Genomic DNA, 18,622 nt, shown 5'->3' on the forward strand with positions numbered 1-18,622 from the left:
AATGTAATCACCTAACGACAACAAGGCATTAATTACAACAACGCCATGAAAATAAACAGGATTGGGATAGCTGCGCTGCTGTTTTGCAGCACTGCGCTGGCGAAGACACCGTGGCAGGCGATCACTCACCCGGTAGCGGGGCAGCCTCAGGCTATTGGTTCGTTTGCCAATGGCTGCATCGTCGGCGCACAGCCGCTGCCGTTGCAGTCGCCTGATTATCAGGTGATGCGTATTGATCAACGACGTTACTTCGGTCATCCGGACTTGCTGGCGTTCATCAACCGCCTCAGTACCAATGTGCACCGCACTACCGGCGGCATCGTGCTGATCGGTGATATGGGGATGCCGGCCGGCGGGCGGTTCAATGGCGGCCATGCCAGCCATCAGTCCGGGCTGGATGTGGATATTTGGCTGCAACTGCCGCGTCAGCGCTGGAGCCAACAGCAGTTACTGCAGCCGCAGCCGCTGGATCTGGTGCTGGCGGACGGTAAAAACGTTAACCCCCGCGTATGGTCGCCGGACGTCGTCAAACTGGTGAAAACGGCAGCGCAGGATAATGACGTCACACGTATCTTTGTTAACCCAGCCATCAAAAAACAGCTATGTCTGGAAGCCGGTAGTGATCGCAACTGGCTGCACAAGGTAAGGCCATGGTTTGCGCATCGTGCTCACATGCATGTGCGGCTGCGTTGTCCGCCAGAAAGCCTGGAGTGTCAGGATCAGGATGCGCCACCGGCGGGAGACGGCTGCGGCGCTGAGTTGAACAGCTGGTTCCAGCCACGTAAACCGGGTGTTGAACCTCCGGTCAAAAAGGCACCGCCACCGCTGCCGCCTTCCTGTCAGGCGTTGCTTGATAGTCATCTGATTGCGGAGTAATGCATGGAGTGGTTCATGGTGGGGCCAGACATTCTGGCGTGGTTGTTTCTGGCTAGCGTGATCGCCGGTTTTGTGGATTCAATTGCCGGCGGCGGCGGGTTATTGTCTATCCCAGTGCTGCTGGCGGCGGGGTTATCGCCTGCGCAGGTGCTGGCGACCAACAAGTTGCAGGCCGTGGGCGGTTCCTTTTCCGCCAGCCTGTATTTCATCCGTCGCAAAGCGGTGGATATGAAAATACTCCGGCTGACTGTGCCGTTGACCTTCCTGGGCGCGGTATTCGGCGCCTGGTTGATTCAACAGATTCATGCTGATTTCCTGCGAAAATTGCTGCCGGTGCTGGTGATCGGCATTGGTCTCTATTTTTTGCTGATGCCGAAAGTAGGAGATGATGATCGCCATGCTCGTCTGTCGCTGTTGCCGTTTTCTCTGTTGGGCGGTGCCTGCGTCGGGTTTTACGACGGTTTTTTCGGGCCGGGCGCGGGGTCGTTTTATGCGTTGGCGTATGTCACCTTGCTGGGGTTCAACCTGTCGAAAGCCACCGCACACGCCAAAGTGCTTAATTTTACTTCCAACTTCGGCAGCCTGCTGTTTTTCATGCTGGGCGGCCAGGTGGTATGGGGTATTGGTCTGGTGATGCTAGCTGGGCAAATTATCGGCGCCCGGCTGGGAGCCAGAATGGTGCTCACCAAAGGGCAGAAACTGATTCGCCCGATGCTGGTGATCATGTCTGCTTTGATGAGTATTAAATTGATTCATGACAACCACGGCAGCGAAATTGCGCGTTGGTTGGGACAGCTATTCTAATGACGATGTTGACTGAAACTGCAAGCACTCACCACTACGACCAGTTGATCACTATTTTCAACCAGTGTTTTAGTGAGGAATACAACACCCGCCTGGTGAAAGGCGACGATGAGCCTATCTATCTGCCTGCTGATAAGCAGGCGCCGTATCACCGGATTGTGTTTGCACACGGGTTTTATGCCAGCGCCATGCACGAGATTTCTCACTGGTGTATTGCCGGTGAAGAACGGCGCAAATTAGTGGATTTTGGCTACTGGTATTGCCCGGACGGGCGTGATGCCGCGACCCAAAGCCAGTTCGAGGTGGTGGAAATTAAACCGCAGGCGCTGGAGTGGATGTTTTGCGTGGCTGCCGGCTTCCCATTTAATGTCAGTTGCGACAACCTCAATGGCGATGTTGACCCAGACCGCATCGCCTTTCAGCGCCGGGTACACGCGCAGGTGATGATTTATCTGCAACAAGGGGTATCCAGCCGGCCTGCGCGTTTTATTCAGGAGTTACAGGCGTTTTACCACACTGCGCCGCAAACTGCGGCGAGCTTTCCTTATCCGGCTGATCTGTGATGATCGACGGGCAACACGATAACTAAGGACCATCAATGATCGCAGAATTTGAGGCGCGCATCCTGACGCTAATTGACAACATGGTGGAGCACGCCAGCGATGATGAATTGTTTGCCAGCGGTTACCTGCGCGGCCACCTGACGTTGGCGGTGGCGCAAGCCGAAGCGCATGGCGAGCAGACGGCGCAGGCGCTGTATACACGAGTAAAAGACAGCCTGAATCAGGCGATTAACAATGGCGAACTGTCGCCGCCGGATCAGGCGCTGGTGGCCCAGGTTTGGGACACGCTCTACCAGCAGGCGCAATCGTAGTAATAATGGTAGTAACAGGTCCGCGCTCCACAATGGGCAGCAGCTTGTTTTGACCCGTGAGAGCGAGCCGCCCCTGTGGAATAATTCCGTAACCGCACAAGTGCCGGTTACGATATCGTTATAAGTACGTTTTCTTCAAATCGGTCAGGTATGGCCAATGATTTGCAATGCGTCAGCCAGTTCCAGTGAGCGCGCTTTCGCCGAGGCCAGCCCTGGTCAGTAATGCGGGTAGGCGGTGATAATGACAAATCTCGATTTTCTTAAAACCGTCAGACCCGTGGTGCTTCTGAATGGTGTCCCGCCGGTGGTGGGCACAATCTAACGGAAACGTTCCACTTCAGACTGTGTTTTAGTCGGTCAGCTAGATTGGATACCGACAATCGCACCAGAGCAGGCTCTGATGCGATGTATTTCAGGTGGATGGAAACCGGTTGGCTACGATGAAACCAGATTACTCGACATCTGGACGATGAGAAATCGGACGATTAGAAACTTTCCCAACTCGTTTCGCTAGCGGTAACCACACGCTTTTTCGCCGGTGAAAGAAGGCGTGGTGCCGGTGCCGAGGGACCGCTCGCTAACGCGGGAGCCGTATGGTTACCGACCGTAAACTGCCCAACCAACTGGTTTAAGATCATGGCCTGCTCTTGCAGGGAATGAGACGCCGCAGAGGCTTCCTCGACCAGCGAGGCGTTCTGTTGAGTCACATCATCCATCTGATTGACTGCCTGATGAACCTGATTGATCCCCTTGCTTTGCTCTTCGGTGGCAGCAGAGATTTCACTCATCAAATCGGTGACTTGCTGAATAGCCTCTTTCATGGATGACATGTTTTTGCCTACATCACCTGCCTGCTCGGCACCGGTTAGGATCAGGGCGTTGGAGGTATCAATCAAGTCCTTGATTTCACGTGCAGCGGTGGAGGAGCGTTGTGCCAGTGTGCGCACTTCACCGGCGACGACGGCAAACCCGCGTCCTTGTTCTCCGGCACGCGCGGCTTCTACGGCGGCGTTCAACGCCAGGATATTGGTTTGAAACGCAATGCCTTCAATCAGTGCGATAATATCGGTGACTTTACTGCCACTGGTGCGGATCTTATCCATGGTTTCCAGCATGGTCGTGACCGAGTCGGCACTGTTGACTGATATCTTGCTGGCATTTCCCGCCAGCATACTGGCTTGCTGGGTGTTTTCCGCATTCTGGCGCACCGTCTCGCTGATTTGCGTCATGCTGGCGGCGGTTTCTTCCAGTGAGGCAGCTTGTTGCTCGGTCCGGGAAGAGAGGTCTTCATTACCGGCGGCGATTTGCATTGCGGCGCTGCCAACTGATTGCGCAGTGGTGCTGACGGAAGCCAACGTACTGGCGACGCGCTGCATCAGCGTATTAAATGCTCGTGCGGTGATGCCGATTTCATCTTTGCGCTGGTCGTCTGCTTTAATGGTCAGATCCAGGGTGGTGCTGGCAGTTTCCATGACCCGACTCATGTTGCCGAGGCTTTTTCGAATACTGAGAATGGTTTTTACTGCCAGAAAGCTGGTCAGCAATATAGTTAACAGTGCGCCACTTAATAAACTGACCCAGCTTTTGTTATAAATTCGTGTATTCGTCTGGCGCAGCTCATCACCAATTCTGACATTCAAAGCAAACTGCTTGCGGTAGGTGTCCAGCATGTCGCGCACGGCTTCACCCGGCCCGCCAGCGCCCTGCAACATGCTCAGTGAGAGATCTTTCTGATTGGCTTTTACGGCAGCCAGAAAAGTCGGTAACACCGACTGTAATTTTTTGACATTCTCCATTGACGCAAGGGTCAGATTTTTGTCTTCCTCATCGGAGATATTATTCTTCATATAGTAGTCATTGATCGATTTGATATCCTCAATGGTTTTATTAAGATTTTGTTCTATAGCAGGTAATTTACTGGCATCTGCTGTGGTCTGATAACGGTAGAGAAAAAGCACCAGAGCATTGGTTTTATCCACGGCGTTATTCAGGTCCTTGATACTGGCGACAGCATTATCCTGTACATAATCGGCGCGAGATTGAAAGCCGGATAACAGTGACAGGCTAATCATAACCAGTGCAATCAGTGCCAGAGATAACAATGAAAACGTTAGTAACAGGCGTTGCGTAATATTCATAACTTCTCCGTTTTATTCCTGTGGTGCGTCAGGTTACTGATGCGCTGGCTTTATTATTTTGCCCGCGGTAGACGGGGGTGTGGCACACCAGGTTCAACGTTGCTGCTTGCTCGCTGCGTTGCTTTTTCCTGGTCGTGATTGACCGGGTTCCCGTGAGGAGGCAGTGCCGTCACATTGTTAGGATCATCACGGGTCCTGATCTGAACGATTCGGAGCAGTCATCATGATGAAAACGCCAGTGTTTGTCCTGCAACCTGAACAGTTGCGGTATAGACCATGGTGTAAAGCGTATGTTGAATCGTGATAGGTCGGCGCCGAACAAACCGCTGACAGTTCGTGATTCATTATCTGTTATCGACACTGAAACCGGTATCTTGATAATTTTGATCGATAAAAGCATTGCATTTCCAGCTAACTGATATGTATAGATTATCAATTAACTGGAAATGATCGTTTTAATCGTTGGTTTTTTTGTCCTTGATCGAGAAAAAGGAAAACGTTTTTTATATAACAAAATGAAAAATAAAATAAAAAATTAGCGACAGTCCGAAAAGTACACAATGTTAATGATGGCGGATCTTATGATTGATAATTTGTTGTGGTGATGTATTAATTTTTTCATTGAGTCATCACATCGAATGTGTTGTTGCTGATAATTGATGTTATCGGGAATAGGGATTTTTGCCTTTGTGGTCCAGAATGAAGAGGGAACATTCAACCTGCGTTTACGGGCACCCTATAACGACAAGCTGTCTCAGCTTGAAGCGTTTCTGAACGGCTAATGTTTTCTCAATGACTAATGTTTTCTCAATGACTAATGTTGCCTGAACGCCGAAAGTTGTCTAACTGATTAATGTAAAAGCACCCAATAAAGGTGATGTGAGGAGAATTACGATGAAAATATTGATGGTATTAACGTCCCACGACCAACTGGGAAACACTGGCAACAAAACCGGCTTTTGGCTTGAAGAGTTTGCTGCGCCTTATTACGTGTTTAACGATGCGGGTGCCGACATTGTACTGGCATCACCCGCTGGTGGGCAGCCACCGCTGGACCCGAAAAGCGATTTGCCGGATTTTCAAACCGAGCATACCCATCGCTTCAAAGCGGATTCGGTAGCCCAGCAGGCACTGGCCTCTACGTTGAAACTGGACAGCGTCAGCATGGACGACTTTGATGCGGTGTTTTATCCGGGGGGCCATGGCCCACTGTGGGATTTAGCCGAATCGCCGACTTCAATTGCCCTGATCGAAGCGTTTGAACGCGCCGGGAAGCCCATCGGTTTCGTATGTCATGCTCCGGGCGTGCTGCGTCATGTCAAGGCGGCTAATGGCGAGCCGCTGATCAAAGGTCGCCGCGTCACCGGGTTTAGCAATGCGGAAGAAGCCGCGGTGGCATTAACCGATGTGGTGCCGTTTTTGATTGAAGATGAGTTTCAAAAACTGGGTGGCCTGTATTCCAAAGGGCCTGACTGGCACCCCTACCTTCTTGAAGATGGCAAGCTGATTACCGGCCAGAACCCGGCCAGCTCGGAAGCGGTTGCCAGCGCATTGTTAAAACAGCTAGCCTAATCAGTTGACACAAGGAAACGGACAAAAAATGGCCATAAAGTTACATCATCTGAATGAGTCGCGCTCCATACGTATCCTCTGGTTGCTTGAAGAAGCACAGCTTCCTTATGAGCTGATCCGCTACCAACGCAACCCGAATTCACATTTGGCGCCGGAAGAACTGAAAGTGATCCACCCGCTGGGGAAATCACCGGTAGTAGAGATCGATGGCAAGGTGATTGCCGAATCGGGCGCAATTGTTGAGTACATCATCAGCAAGTACGCGCCACATCTGGCCCCGGATGTTCAGGATGTGTGTTATGCCGACTACCTGCAATGGATTCATTTTGCAGAAAGCTCGGCCATGCTGCCTGTATTACTGAAAGTGTTTAATCAGTTTGAGAAGAAAAGTGGTCAGCCATTGTACTTTCTGGATGACTATGCTGAAACGGAATTCAGAAAAGTGTTTTCTTATCTGAACGACTACCTTGCCTCGCGTGAGTTTATTGTCGGGCAACGTCTGACAGGCGCGGACTTTATGTTGGGCTTCGTGGTGCAGTTGGTCACGGAGCGGTTTAATCTGGGGCAGCAATACCCCCATATTCTCCGTTATTCAACGCGACTGTCTGAGATGCCGAGCTGGCAGAAAGCGAAAAGTCTGGAGTCCGCTCAGGGCTGATAGTGCCAGTGTTGGACACTATTGACTGATATGACCTCAGTGATATTGTCTTAACTTCCCTGCCTCCGGTTACATTCCTAAAGCGTAGCTGGAGGACTGGCAGCCTGAGCTATTGCAGCCAGAAGCAGAGCAGATAAAACACCCCCAGACTTCCCATCACCGCCAGCATGGTATGGCGGACCAGCAAAGCAATCACTACGCTGCTCACCGCCCCCCACAAATACGGATTATCGGGGAAGGGGCGCAGCGCCTCCTGATGTAGCAGGATCACCGGGCCGCAAATGGCCGTCAGCAAACAAGGTGCTGAGTAGTTGAGCGCTTCCCGGAACAAAGCCGGTAGCCTGACCGGAACGCCGGGGTCCAGAAAAACGTAGCGATAAGCAAACACAACAAGCGCCAACAGCAGTAATAATCCCCAACTCATGATGTTGCTCCTGTAAGTCGTGCCGTCAGAACGGAAACGGCCATACCGCCCAATCCGGCAATCATGATAGCCCCTTCGATGCGCCAGCAGGCGAGCAGCATCGACATACACAGTGAAAACAACGTTCCCGCCAGCACCGGCAGGCGTTTCACCATCGGCACTACCAGCGTAATAAAGGTCGCCACGATGGAAAAATCCAGGTGGTAACGCTCAAGATTGGGAATTGCATGAGCCATTACTATCCCCGCCAGGCTGCATACTACCCAGCACAAATAGAACGTCAGCCCTGCGCCGAGCAGGTAAGCGGTGGTCAGTCGTGCTTTCGCTGCCATTGCCAGCGCAAACAGTTCGTCGGTCAGCAGAAAACCGAGCAACAAGCGATAACGCGCCTTCAACGGTGCAATAGTGGGGCGTAGCGTCAGGCCATAAATCAGATGCTGGGCGGTAATCACCATCACAGTCAGTAAGATGGTCACTGCGCTGCTGCCGGACATCAGCAGGCCAAGCGTTACCAGTTGTGCTGCACCGGCAAAGATAATCGCTGACATGCCTATCTCTTGCCAAAATGTCAGTCCAGCCTGAACGGCCATTGAGCCGGCGAGAATACCCCAGGGAATCACCGCAACACACAGTGGCAGCATGGCGACTGCGCCGCTGAGGAAGCGGCTGGATGCTGAGTTCGACGAGTATCGTCGTAATAAGACGGTGAAAGGTGAAAATGACATAACCACGACTCCCTGCTTCAACGAGTGAATCAGAAGCTTAAACCAGGGAGATGCGGTGGTATTGAAAGAAATTGCCTGATTATGTCAGCGTACGGACAAATTCACCCGGCGTGATGCCCATCGCGCGTTTGAAATGGCGATTGAAATGGCTCTGGTCGGAAAAGCCGCACCGGGAGGCGGTATCAGACAGACCGACGCCCTTTATCAAGAGCGAACGTGCCTGACGCAGGCGAGCCTGAACCAGATAAGCGTGTGGTGTCATACCCACCAGTGATTTAAATTGCCTGAGAAAATGCCACGGACTGAGACCGGTTATCTCTGCCAGTTGCAACAGCGTAGTATCCTGCTCCGGGTAGTCGTCAAGCCATGCTTTTGCCCGCAGGATGGCCGGGTTTGCTTGCGATAGCGTGCGTTCGTCGGCACGGGTTTTCCCATAACGCATCATTAGCCAGCTTAATGATGAAAACAGCAGCGTTTCCTTCAGCAGACTATTGCCGGTTTGTGGCAGCAGGGTAAAGGCCAGACGCAATTGGGCAGACAAACCGGGATCATGCACGACTGCGTCGGGAAACCACGGGGTCGCGCCCTGAGGCACGCGCAGGTCACGCGACAGATGACATAATAATTCCGGCGAAGGATAGATAGCGCGATAAGACCAGCCGCTGGCGACAGCGGCGTAGCCGGTATGAATTTCATCGGCGTTGACCAGAATAATATCGCCGGTAGGCGCAACATGTTCCCCGCCGGTGCGGTAAAAGCGCTGAGCGCCTGCTTCAATCACGCCAATACAGAAATTTTCATGCGAATGGCGGGAAAAACGCTGCTGGTGGTAACGCGCCTGCAGCATTTCCAGCCCACCTAATTCTTTCAGGTGGTGAAACTGTACTTCTTCCCGTGACGACGTTGTTTCCATCATCGGCCCCGAACCCCGTTTGGTATAAAATTGCTGCCGAATCGAATGTACTAACCAATATACTCAGTTATATCGCTTTGCCTTTCAGCAATTTTCTTACCCAAAAACGATTAGGATGTAACGCCGCCAGCGTGTCGCCATCCAGCGGCAGCGGTTCGCCAAACAGTTGCGACGCCAGAATTTCGGCGGCCAGCGGCGCGGAGCATAAACCGCGCGACCCCAACGCACCAATCAGATAGAGATTCGGCCACGATGGCGCGTCGCTCACCTCAGTACCCGCACTAAGCTGTCCCGGCAGATCCTGATAGTCGGTCAGTGTTTGCTGGTAATCCGGCACCTGACCGAGCAACGGCAGATGATCGCGGATGGCGCAACGTACGCCGCATCGCGCCTGCTGCCCGGAAATATCTATCGAGGCGGTCCAGTCGCTGTCGGGCAGGCAATCAATCAGCCGCTGACGGTTTTGCTGCTGATCGGTGTCGCGGTAATCGGTGTCCGTATCGCCCCGATGATAGCTGGCGCCGATGCAATGCGTGTGGTGGCGCGGGCTGACCGGCGTCAGATAACCATCGTAGCACAGCACCTGACGCAGCGTAGACAGCGCGGGCGTATCGGGAATATGGCTGACCTGGCCGCGTACCGCGTAGACGGGCAACTGCCGGGTCTGCTCCCAGTCGTTGATCTGATGACCATTTGCCAGCACTACCGCAGCGTGTTGTACCTGACGTCCATCCGACAGCGTTAGCTGCCAGCCGCCGTCGGTGCGTTTAAGTGTCGTCACGCTGACAGACAAATGCGCCTGAAGACCCTGCTGGCAGGCCAGAGCAAAAGCCGAGGCGGTCAATTCAGCCGGGCATAGCCAGCCGCCCAGTGGGTAGGTGATGCCGTGAGTGTGTAACGGGACACCGGCCTGTTCGCTCAGGGTGCTGGCGTCTGCCGGTCGCGCCAGCGTATCCGGCCAGTTGCCGGCCAGAATCTGTGCTATTTTACGCGTACTTTTTTCATCAAAGGCCAGTTGGCTGACGCCGCACCAGTCATGTTCAAATGCCACGCCTTGTGCCGCCAGAGCATCGTAACAGCGGCGAGCGAAGTCGAACGCGGTGGCGAAGAAACCTGATAATACATCCTGCTTGTCGTTCAACAGCGGATAGAGCGCCCCCTGACGATTGCCGGAAGCGCGCTGGCCCACCTGCCGGTCGGCGCAATACAGCGTGACCTGAGCGCCGCGGCGCAGCAGTGCCAGCGCTGTCAGCACCGCGGCGATGCCACCGCCGACGATAGCCACCTCTTGCGGGTTTGCCGCTGCCGGTCGCGCGTACCACGGCATGGGGTGCGGCTGTTCACTGCTGTGTTGCACGGTGCCGCTCAGCATTTCCCGCTTCTGCCCGAATCCTTTGATTTTGCTGACGTGGAATCCCGCCTGTTGCAGACCCCGGCGCACAAAACCAGCGGCGGTAAAGGTGGCGAAGGTCCCCCCGGTGCGGCATAGCCGCGCCATCGCGTTAAATAACGCATCGGTCCACATGTCGGGGTTTTTGGCCGGGGCAAACCCATCGAGAAACCAGGCGTCGATATGGTGAGTAAGACTGTTGTCCAGTTTGGGTAGCAGTGTGTTGACGTCGCCGAACCACAGATCCAGCGTGATGCGTCCTTGCGCCAGAATCAGCCGATGACAGCCGGGCAGGGCCTGCGGCCAGTGCTGACGCAGTTCGTCGGCGAAGGGAGCCAGCTCCGGCCAACGGGCGTGTGCGGCGGCGAGATCCGACTGACGCAGCGGAAATTTCTCAAAACTGATGAAGTGCAGACGTTGCAATGAGGCATTCGGTTGCTGCTGACGGAACTGGTCGAACGCCTGCCATAGCGTCAGGAAGTTCAGCCCGGTGCCAAAACCGGTTTCCGCCACGGTACACACCGGGCCAGCATGGTTAAGGAAACGCTGGGGAAAGCCGTTGCCTTGCAGAAAGACGTAGCGGGTTTCCGCCAGCCCGTCATGGTTGGAGAAGTACACATCATCAAACTGTTGCGACACAGGTGTACCCTGAGTATTCCAGTTCAGATCTGCGTGCTGGATGGAAGGGCTTGTCACGGTAACTAACTCATTGTTCAGACGGTGGCGCGATTCTAGCGACTGGTTGATTAAGTCGCAAATTTGAGAAAAGTTAGTCTGATCGGACTTGTTCAGCTTACATCTGTACGCTAAAGTGCGGAGCTAAATCCAAACTCTAACAAATGGAATGAGGTATTGAATGAAACGTGCGGTGATTACGGGTCTGGGGATTCTGTCTAGTATCGGTAATAACAAAGAAGAAGTGCTGGCATCCCTGCGTGAAGGCCGCTCTGGCATCACGTTCTCCCAGGAGTTGAAAGATTCCGGTATGCGCAGCCACGTATGGGGTAATGTTAAGCTGGATACGGCAGGCCTGATCGAACGTAAGATTGTGCGTTTTATGAGTGATGCCTCCATTTACGCATACCTGTGTATGGAAGAGGCGGTTAAGGATTCCGGGCTGGCGGAAGAAACGTATCAGAACAATCCGCGGGTCGGGTTGATCGTCGGTTCCGGCGGTGGTTCCCCGCGTTTCCAGGTATTTGGCGCTGATGCCATGCGCAGCCCGCGCGGCCTGAAAGCCGTTGGCCCTTATGTGGTAACCAAGGCGATGGCCTCCGGTGTGTCTGCCTGTCTGGCGACGCCGTTCAAAATCCATGGCGTGAACTACTCCATTAGTTCGGCCTGTGCCACGTCTGCACACTGCATCGGCAACGCAGTTGAGCAGATTCAAATGGGTAAACAGGATATCGTGTTTGCCGGCGGCGGCGAAGAGCTGTGCTGGGAACTGGCGTGTGAGTTTGACGCCATGGGCGCGCTGTCTACTAAATACAACGAAACGCCGGAACGCGCTTCTCGTACCTATGATGCTGATCGTGACGGTTTCGTTATCGCCGGCGGCGGTGGCATTGTAGTGGTGGAAGAACTGGAGCACGCGCTGGCGCGTGGGGCGCACATCTATGCTGAAGTGGTGGGCTACGGTGCGACGTCTGATGGCGCCGACATGGTTGCGCCGTCAGGCGAAGGTGCCGTGCGCTGCATGAAGCTGGCGTTGCAGGATGTTGACACGCCGGTAGATTATATCAATACCCACGGCACCTCGACGCCGGTGGGTGACGTGAAAGAACTGTGGGCGATCCGCCAGGTGTTCGGTGACAATGTTCCGCCGCTCTCTTCTACCAAAGCAATGACAGGTCACTCACTGGGTGCGGCGGGCGTGCAGGAAGCCATTTATTCGCTGCTGATGCTGGAGCACGGCTTCATTGCACCAAGCATCAACGTTGAAACGCTGGACGAGCAGGCGCAGGGTATGAACGTGGTTACTGCACCGACTGAACGTAACCTGACGACTGTTATGTCTAACGGTTTTGGATTCGGCGGCACCAATGCCGTGCTGGTAATGCGCAAATACGCACAGTAACCGTAAAGCAGTTATCATCGTCTAAGAATACCGGGCATTGCCCGGTATTCTTTTGTCTGACGTTCGTTGCCTTAATCCGATTTTCCCGTTTATTTTTTATTGTCTTACAACACTACCCACATCAACAGCGCTACCACCAGTATTGTCACCAGCACCAGCCCGATAGGTTTATTGACCAGTGACCGCCACTCCTGCGGCAAGGCTATGATTAACGGGTGGATAAACGGTTGTAGTGGTGTAGTGGAAGCGCCCTGTATCTGCTGGAGTCGCCGGCGGTACAAGAACGTTACCACATCACTGATTTGCGAAGGGGTAAGCGGCGTTTGCGGTGTCATATTCAGGGTGTTGCGGGTGAAATCCTGTAACAGTTGCTGTTCCTGTTGGTCGAGCGGTTGTTTCAGCGCTGCCTGCAGCGTATGCAACGTGGGTGGGGTATGTTGCTGTAACAGCACGCTTTGGGTATTGAGAAACTGGCTTAACACCTGAAAGTTCTTCGCCGGAATCGGATCGCCGGTTTTCAATCCCTGCATGTTCATCAGCGTGTGCCAGACTTTACCCGGTGATTCACCGCTTAGCGCCACCAGTTTTGCGACTAACTGGTTGAGCTGGTTGTGTTCTGCGGGCAGCAAGGCACGGTCTGGCAGCGTGATCGCTGACGGATTACCCGGTACGACGCCTGCCTGCAACATGGCCGCCAGTTGCTGAGATGTTTTCGGCAGTGGTGAGGGAATCGTGGCGGCGGTAGGGGTTTGGGGAAACGGAAGTGCCTGCCCGTTGGTGGTATTGCCAAACGGCAGTGCAGTCGTATTTCCGCCTGTGGACAGTAGCGTAGTGGCCTGCGGCAACTGGCCGTTTTGCAGCAGCGTCACCACCAGTTTCAGTTGCGAAGGTGTCAGCGAACTCAGCACGGTATGACCAAACTGCTGACGGATGAAATCACTGACGGCCTGGCGGTTATTTCCTTGCGACAGCAGGCTGGTCAGTTGTTGCAGCAGCTGACGCGTATCCTGTGAACCCTGTACGGTGATCAGCCGGTTCTGCAAACTCTGCTCGGCGGCGGGAAACTGGCTGGCGAGCAGTTCCGCGTTATTTTTGTTACCCAGTTCCGCCCGCGCGGTTGCCCAAATTTCCGCTGGGCTGGCACCGCTCAGGGTGGAGATCTGCGTCACCAGTTTTTCCAGCGTAGTGCGTTGCGCCAGCGTCAGCGGTAAATCGTCCGTCTGGGATGCCGCGTTTTTCGACAACGCGGTTTCCAACGTTTTTTCTCCCGGCAGAGGAACATTACCGGAGTTACTGATCGGTTGCATGGTGTGATCCTTACCGTAGACGCTCGACGGGATGTCGCCTCAGCCTGATGACGTTATCGCTATCGTAGCTGTCATCAGTACATCTGGCTTCATCATAACAACGGTGCGGTATTACTGATAGTCGTCGGAGATGAGCAGCGTAAATTCCGTGTTGCAAAGTCAACCGGTGAGAAAATGCATGGCTGGTGCGATCTCAACGGGTAAAGCGGCGCGCGGATGCGTCATCCGCGGCGCTCGCTGTATACCGCTGGTGTCAGGTTAGGTACGGGGAATGGACTGATGCTGGGTACGGCGGCGACGCCAGTATTTCAACACCGGCGGCACCAGCAGAATCAGCACTGCCATTGCCAGTAATGTCTGGCTGATATGGCCCTCCCACAGGATGGATAACCCACCGTTACTGATGGACAACGCCCGGCGCAGGTTTTGCTCCAGCATTTCCCCCAGCACAAAGCCCAAAATCAGCGGCGACATCGGGAAGTGCAATTTACGCAGCAGGTAACCGAACACCCCCAGCCCAACCATCAGCAGCAGGTCGAAGGTGGTGCTGTGCACGGCGTAGACGCCGACGGCGGAAATGGCGGCAATCGCCGGCACCAGAAGCCACATCGGAATAGCCAGCATTCGGGTGAACAGGCCAATCAGCGGCAGATTGAGCAATAACAGCATCAGGTTGCCGATCAGCATGGCGGCGATAAGCCCCCAGACGATATCCGGCTGCTCGGTAAACATGGCCGGGCCGGGCGTAATGTTGTACAGCGTCAGTGCGCCCATCATCACCGCAGTCGTGCCGGAGCCGGGCACACCCAACGTCAGCATGGGAATGAAGGAACCACAGGCCGAGGCGTTGTTGGCCGCTTCCGGTGCGGCCACGCCGCGAATATCGCCTTTGCCGAAGCTGTCGCTGTTGCCGCTGATTTTTTTCTCCGTCATCCAGGCCATGGCACTGGCGATGGTTGCGCCAGCGCCCGGCAGTATCCCGACAAAGAACCCCAGCAATGAGGAACGCAGCGTCGCGCCAACGCACTGCATCCCTTCCCGAACGTTGAACAACATGCGTCCGGTCGCTTTGGTTACCTTTTGTCCGCTGCCGGTTTGCTCCAGCATCAACAGGATTTCACTAACGGAAAACAGGCCAATTACCACCACCACGAACTGGATGCCGTCAGACAAATGAACACTGTCGAAGGTAAAACGATACACGCCGGTATTGGCGTCCACACCGACGGTTGCCATCGACAACCCAATCAGCGCCGCCAGAAAAGATTTCAGCGGGTTGTGGCTCATCATGCTGCCGAGGCAGGCAATGGCGAACACCATCAGGGCGAAGTATTCGGCGGGGCCAAACGCCAGCGACCAGTTGGCCAGCAAGGGCGCGAACAGAATGATGCCGGCAATAGCGATGCTGGAACCGACGAACGAACTGACGGCGGAAATAGATAACGCCACGCCGGCTTTGCCTTGTTGCGCCCTCTGGCACCGAGCCAGGGTGCAGTTACTGGATAGCCCGGAACTGGGCGGTCTGCGGGTGCGGATAGCCTTTGGCGAGCCGCCCTCCTGACGAGACACCTTTCGCCTGATTATTTCAGACAGGAAGCCGGTTCCTGTCGTCAGTGTTCCCGTCTGCCGGTTTGTGGCAGAATAATGCCCTTCGTTTTATCGCGGCGGCGTGGGTGTCGTCAGCGGTCTATCAGGAAAGCCAACGTGAAAATCCTAGTTGATGAAAATATGCCTTACGCTCAGGCGCTGTTCAGCCGTCTGGGCGAGGTAACGGCGGTGCCGGGACGGCCAATTCCGACGGATGCCCTGAACGGGGCGGATGCCCTGATGGTGCGTTCAGTCACGAAAGTGAACGCCGAACTGTTGACCGGCAAAACGGTGAAATTTGTCGGCACGGCAACAGCAGGCACTGATCATGTCGATGAAGCATTCCTGCATCAGCAGGGGATCGCCTTTTCCGCGGCACCCGGCTGCAATGCCATTGCGGTGGTGGAGTATGTGTTCTCCGCCCTGTTAATGCTGGCGGAACGCGATGGTTTTGCGTTGGCGGACCGTACCGTTGGTATCGTTGGGGTAGGTAACGTGGGTTCTCGCCTCAATGACCGGTTAAAGGCACTGGGCGTACGCACGCTGCTGTGCGACCCGCCGCGGGCGGACCGCGGAGACCGTGAGCCGTTCCTGTCGCTGGACGAGCTGGTGGAGCAGGCTGATGTGCTGACCTTTCATACCCCGCTGTTGAAAGACGGCCCTTATGCCACCTGGCATAGCGTAGATGCCGCGCTGCTGGCGCGTCTGAAAGACGGCACGATTCTGATCAACGCCTGTCGCGGCCCGGTAGTGGATAACGCCGCCTTGCTGGCCGCGTTGCAAGGCGGCAAAAACATCAGCGTGGTGCTGGATGTGTGGGAGCCGGAGCCGGCGCTGTCTGTTGAACTGCTCGAACAGGTTGACATCGGCACTGCCCACATCGCCGGTTATACGCTGGAAGGTAAGGCGCGCGGCACCACTCAGGTGTTTGAAGCCTGGAGCCGTTTTATCGGTCAGCCGCAACAGGTCGCTTTGTCGTCGTTGCTGCCGGTGCCGGAGCTGGCCGAAGTGACGCTGACAGTGCCGCTGGATGAGCATCAGCTCAAACGGCTGGTGCATCTGGTGTATGATGTGCGCCGCGATGACGCCTTATTGCGTCAGGTTGCGCACGTACCCGGCGAATTTGACCGGTTACGCAAGTGCTATCAGGAACGGCGCGAGTGGTCATCGCTGCATATTGTCTGCGCCGATCAGGAGAGCGCCGGGCAGTTGAACCGGCTTGGTTTCACTGCGTCGGTTAACGATCACTCATTTCCTGTATCAAAATCAGATTAATCCGGGCGATGTAACCATCGTCCGGTGTGTTTTATTCATTATTGTTGGGGAGAACGATCACATGTCCAATGGCTGGAATATCGCGTTGCTGGGTGCGACCGGCGCCGTCGGCACCGCATTGTTGGAGCTGTTGCAGGAGCGTGAGTTTCCCGTGGGTGAACTCTATGCGCTGGCGAGTGAAAACAGCGTTGGCGAGAGTTTACGTTTTAATGGTCGCTCGCTGCGCCTGGAAGATGCTGCGGATTTCGACTGGTCGCAGGTACAACTGGCCTTTTTCGTAGCGGGTATGGAAACCAGCGCCCACTATGCGGAAACGGCAGCCAACGCCGGGTGTCTGGTGATTGACAGCAGCGGCGTGTTTGCGCTGGAGCCGGACGTGCCGCTGGTGGTGCCGGGCGTTAATCCCCACGTGCTGGCGGATTACCGCAACCGCAATATCGTGGCGGTGGCGGACAGTCTCACCAGCCAGTTACTCACGGCTATCAAACCGCTCACCGAACAGGCTGGGTTGTCGCGTCTGCATGTCAGCAACCTGCTGTCGGTATCGGCTCACGGCAAGGCGGCGGTGGATGATTTGGCCGGTCAAAGCGCGCGTTTGCTCAATGGTATTCCGGCTGAACCGGGCCTGTTCCCGAAACAACTGGCGTTCAATTTGCTGCCGCTGCTGGCGGATAGCGAAGGCAGCGTGCGCGAGGAACGTCGGCTGGTGGATCAGGTACGTAAGGTGCTACAGGATGACGGTCTGCCGATTTCGGTCAGTTGCGTGCAGTCGCCGGTATTTTACGGTCACGCGCAGGTGGTGCATCTGGAGGCGCTGCGTCCGCTGTCTGCCGATGAGGCCCGCGACGTGCTGGCGCAGGCAAGTGATGTGGTGCTGAGCGAAGAAGAGGACTACCCAACGCAGGTGGAAGATGCTTCCGGCAATGTGCAACTGAATATCGGTTGTCTGCGCAACGATTACGGTATCCCAGAACTGCTGCAGTTCTGGTCTGTGGCCGACAATATTCGTTTCGGCGGCGCGCTGATGGCGGTGGAAACCGCTGAACGGCTGATTGAGGAGTACCTGGGGTAATGACGGCGTTGCAGCACGCGGGTGACGAGGCGCCGCTGAAAATCGCCCTGGGGATTGAATATGACGGTAGTCGTTATTACGGCTGGCAGCGTCAGGCTGAGGTAGACAGCGTTCAGGGTTGCCTGGAGGCGGCGTTGTCTCAGGTGGCGAACGAACCGATCGACGTATTTTGCGCCGGTCGTACCGATGCCGGAGTACATGCTACCGGGCAGGTGGTGCATTTCACTACTCATGCGGTGCGCAAAGACGCCGCCTGGACCATGGGGGTGAACGCCAACTTGCCGCCGGATATTGCAGTGCGTTGGGTCAAAACGGTGGATGAGGCGTTTCATGCTCGTTTCAGCGCCACAGCCCGTCGTTATCGCTACGTGATTTATAACCGGCGTTTCCGCCCGGCTATCTTGTCGCAGGGGGTGACGCATTATTATCTGCCGCTGGATGCCGAGCGTATGCACCGTGCCGGTCAGTGCCTGCTGGGTGAGAACGACTTTACCTCATTTCGGGCGGTGCAATGTCAGTCTCGCACGCCGTGGCGTAACCTGATGCACCTGCGGGTAACGCGCCAGGGGGATTACGTGGTCGTGGATATCAAAGCCAACGCGTTTGTCCATCACATGGTGCGCAATATCGTTGGCAGCCTGATGGAGATTGGGTGCGGTAACCAGCCGGAAAACTGGATGGGCGAATTGCTGGCGGCGAAAGATCGTACCTTGGCTGCCGCGACGGCAAAGGCCGATGGGTTGTACCTGGTTGCTGTGGATTATCCGCAGGATTTCGGTATTCCCTGCGTGTCGATGGGACCGCTGTTTCTGCCGGATGAGGCGATGTCATAGATAAGGCGATCTTATAGATAAGGTAATGTCATAAAAGGTAACCGGCGTGCCGTCGATAAACGGTTAAGTCGGCATTGAACTGGATAAGGACGCGATT

At 55.1% G+C, this 18,622-nt stretch carries 16 protein-coding genes and 1 pseudogene; 10 read left to right on the plus strand and 7 right to left on the minus strand.

Annotation, left to right across the window (positions count from 1 at the left end; translation table 11 throughout):
* The first annotated feature begins 45 nt into the window (after positions 1-45).
* From mepA to Dpoa569_RS05570, 4 genes are read left to right on the plus strand one after another with little or no spacing between them, the layout of a single operon-like run.
* Positions 46-876: a penicillin-insensitive murein endopeptidase gene (mepA, locus tag Dpoa569_RS05555; protein ID WP_042871827.1), complete on the plus strand. Its 831-nt coding sequence runs from the start codon at positions 46-48 to the stop codon at positions 874-876.
* A 3-nt stretch (positions 877-879) separates the two neighbouring features.
* Positions 880-1,680: a sulfite exporter TauE/SafE family protein gene (locus tag Dpoa569_RS05560; protein ID WP_042871825.1), complete on the plus strand. Its 801-nt coding sequence runs from the start codon at positions 880-882 to the stop codon at positions 1,678-1,680.
* Entirely contained in the window at positions 1,680-2,243 is a 564-nt protein-coding gene (locus Dpoa569_RS05565; protein ID WP_128569757.1) for an elongation factor P hydroxylase, read from the plus strand. Before Dpoa569_RS05560 ends, Dpoa569_RS05565 begins: the two co-directional genes overlap by 1 nt.
* Positions 2,244-2,278: 35 nt before the next feature.
* The gene (locus Dpoa569_RS05570; RefSeq protein WP_042871823.1) at positions 2,279-2,554 is read left to right on the plus strand and encodes a YfcL family protein; all 276 of its coding nucleotides are present in this window, start codon (positions 2,279-2,281) and stop codon (positions 2,552-2,554) included.
* A 485-nt stretch (positions 2,555-3,039) separates the two neighbouring features.
* Here Dpoa569_RS05570 and Dpoa569_RS05575 read toward each other — a convergent pair whose 3' ends face one another.
* Positions 3,040-4,692 (minus strand): methyl-accepting chemotaxis protein, encoded by a 1,653-nt coding sequence (locus Dpoa569_RS05575; protein ID WP_042871821.1) that lies wholly within the window; start codon positions 4,690-4,692, stop codon positions 3,040-3,042.
* Between the two features lie 894 nt (positions 4,693-5,586).
* Here Dpoa569_RS05575 and Dpoa569_RS05580 point away from each other — a divergent pair.
* Together Dpoa569_RS05580 and Dpoa569_RS05585 are read left to right on the plus strand one after the other, a co-directional pair.
* Entirely contained in the window at positions 5,587-6,264 is a 678-nt protein-coding gene (locus Dpoa569_RS05580; RefSeq protein ID WP_042871819.1) for a type 1 glutamine amidotransferase domain-containing protein, read from the plus strand.
* A gap of 28 nt (positions 6,265-6,292) precedes the next feature.
* Positions 6,293-6,922, plus strand: a complete 630-nt coding sequence (locus Dpoa569_RS05585) for a glutathione S-transferase family protein (RefSeq protein ID WP_042871817.1) — start codon at positions 6,293-6,295, stop codon at positions 6,920-6,922.
* Between the two features lie 109 nt (positions 6,923-7,031).
* Here Dpoa569_RS05585 and Dpoa569_RS05590 read toward each other — a convergent pair whose 3' ends face one another.
* The 4 genes from Dpoa569_RS05590 to mnmC all read right to left on the minus strand — a co-directional run bounded on the left by Dpoa569_RS05590 (position 7,032) and on the right by mnmC (position 11,070).
* Positions 7,032-7,346 carry an AzlD domain-containing protein gene (locus Dpoa569_RS05590; RefSeq protein ID WP_042871815.1) on the minus strand — a complete coding sequence of 105 codons (315 nt, stop codon included), beginning with the start codon at positions 7,344-7,346 and terminating at the stop codon, positions 7,032-7,034.
* Complete coding sequence (locus Dpoa569_RS05595) at positions 7,343-8,071, minus strand: AzlC family ABC transporter permease (protein ID WP_128569756.1); 729 nt, start codon at positions 8,069-8,071, stop codon at positions 7,343-7,345. The genes Dpoa569_RS05590 and Dpoa569_RS05595 overlap by 4 nt, the downstream gene beginning before the upstream one ends.
* Positions 8,072-8,150: 79 nt before the next feature.
* Positions 8,151-8,984, minus strand: a complete 834-nt coding sequence (locus tag Dpoa569_RS05600; RefSeq protein WP_128569833.1) for an AraC family transcriptional regulator — start codon at positions 8,982-8,984, stop codon at positions 8,151-8,153.
* A gap of 67 nt (positions 8,985-9,051) precedes the next feature.
* Positions 9,052-11,070 (minus strand): bifunctional tRNA (5-methylaminomethyl-2-thiouridine)(34)-methyltransferase MnmD/FAD-dependent 5-carboxymethylaminomethyl-2-thiouridine(34) oxidoreductase MnmC, encoded by a 2,019-nt coding sequence (gene mnmC, locus Dpoa569_RS05605; protein WP_042871807.1) that lies wholly within the window; start codon positions 11,068-11,070, stop codon positions 9,052-9,054.
* Positions 11,071-11,230: 160 nt separating this feature from the next.
* Between mnmC and fabB the strand changes: the two genes are divergently transcribed.
* On the plus strand, positions 11,231-12,451 hold the full coding sequence (gene fabB / locus Dpoa569_RS05610; protein WP_042871806.1) for a beta-ketoacyl-ACP synthase I: 1,221 nt from the start codon (positions 11,231-11,233) through the stop codon (positions 12,449-12,451).
* Between the two features lie 104 nt (positions 12,452-12,555).
* Here the strand turns inward: fabB and flk are convergent, their stop codons facing one another.
* Positions 12,556-13,758, minus strand: a complete 1,203-nt coding sequence (gene flk / locus Dpoa569_RS05615; RefSeq protein WP_042871804.1) for a flagella biosynthesis regulator Flk — start codon at positions 13,756-13,758, stop codon at positions 12,556-12,558.
* Positions 13,759-14,016: 258 nt separating this feature from the next.
* A pseudogene (locus Dpoa569_RS05620) lies at positions 14,017-15,228 on the minus strand (tripartite tricarboxylate transporter permease); the annotation flags it as partial.
* A 234-nt stretch (positions 15,229-15,462) separates the two neighbouring features.
* Between Dpoa569_RS05620 and pdxB the strand changes: the two are divergent.
* The 3 genes from pdxB (at position 15,463) to truA (ending at position 18,525) form a co-directional block, all read left to right on the plus strand.
* Entirely contained in the window at positions 15,463-16,620 is a 1,158-nt protein-coding gene (gene pdxB / locus Dpoa569_RS05625; RefSeq protein ID WP_042871802.1) for a 4-phosphoerythronate dehydrogenase PdxB, read from the plus strand.
* 61 nt (positions 16,621-16,681) lie between these two features.
* Complete coding sequence (locus tag Dpoa569_RS05630; protein WP_042871800.1) at positions 16,682-17,692, plus strand: aspartate-semialdehyde dehydrogenase; 1,011 nt, start codon at positions 16,682-16,684, stop codon at positions 17,690-17,692.
* Complete coding sequence (gene truA / locus Dpoa569_RS05635; protein ID WP_042871798.1) at positions 17,692-18,525, plus strand: tRNA pseudouridine(38-40) synthase TruA; 834 nt, start codon at positions 17,692-17,694, stop codon at positions 18,523-18,525. The genes Dpoa569_RS05630 and truA overlap by 1 nt, the downstream gene beginning before the upstream one ends.
* Positions 18,526-18,622 lie beyond the last annotated feature (97 nt).

Source organism: Dickeya poaceiphila (assembly GCF_007858975.2).
Taxonomy (GTDB): Bacteria; Pseudomonadota; Gammaproteobacteria; order Enterobacterales; family Enterobacteriaceae; genus Dickeya; species Dickeya poaceiphila.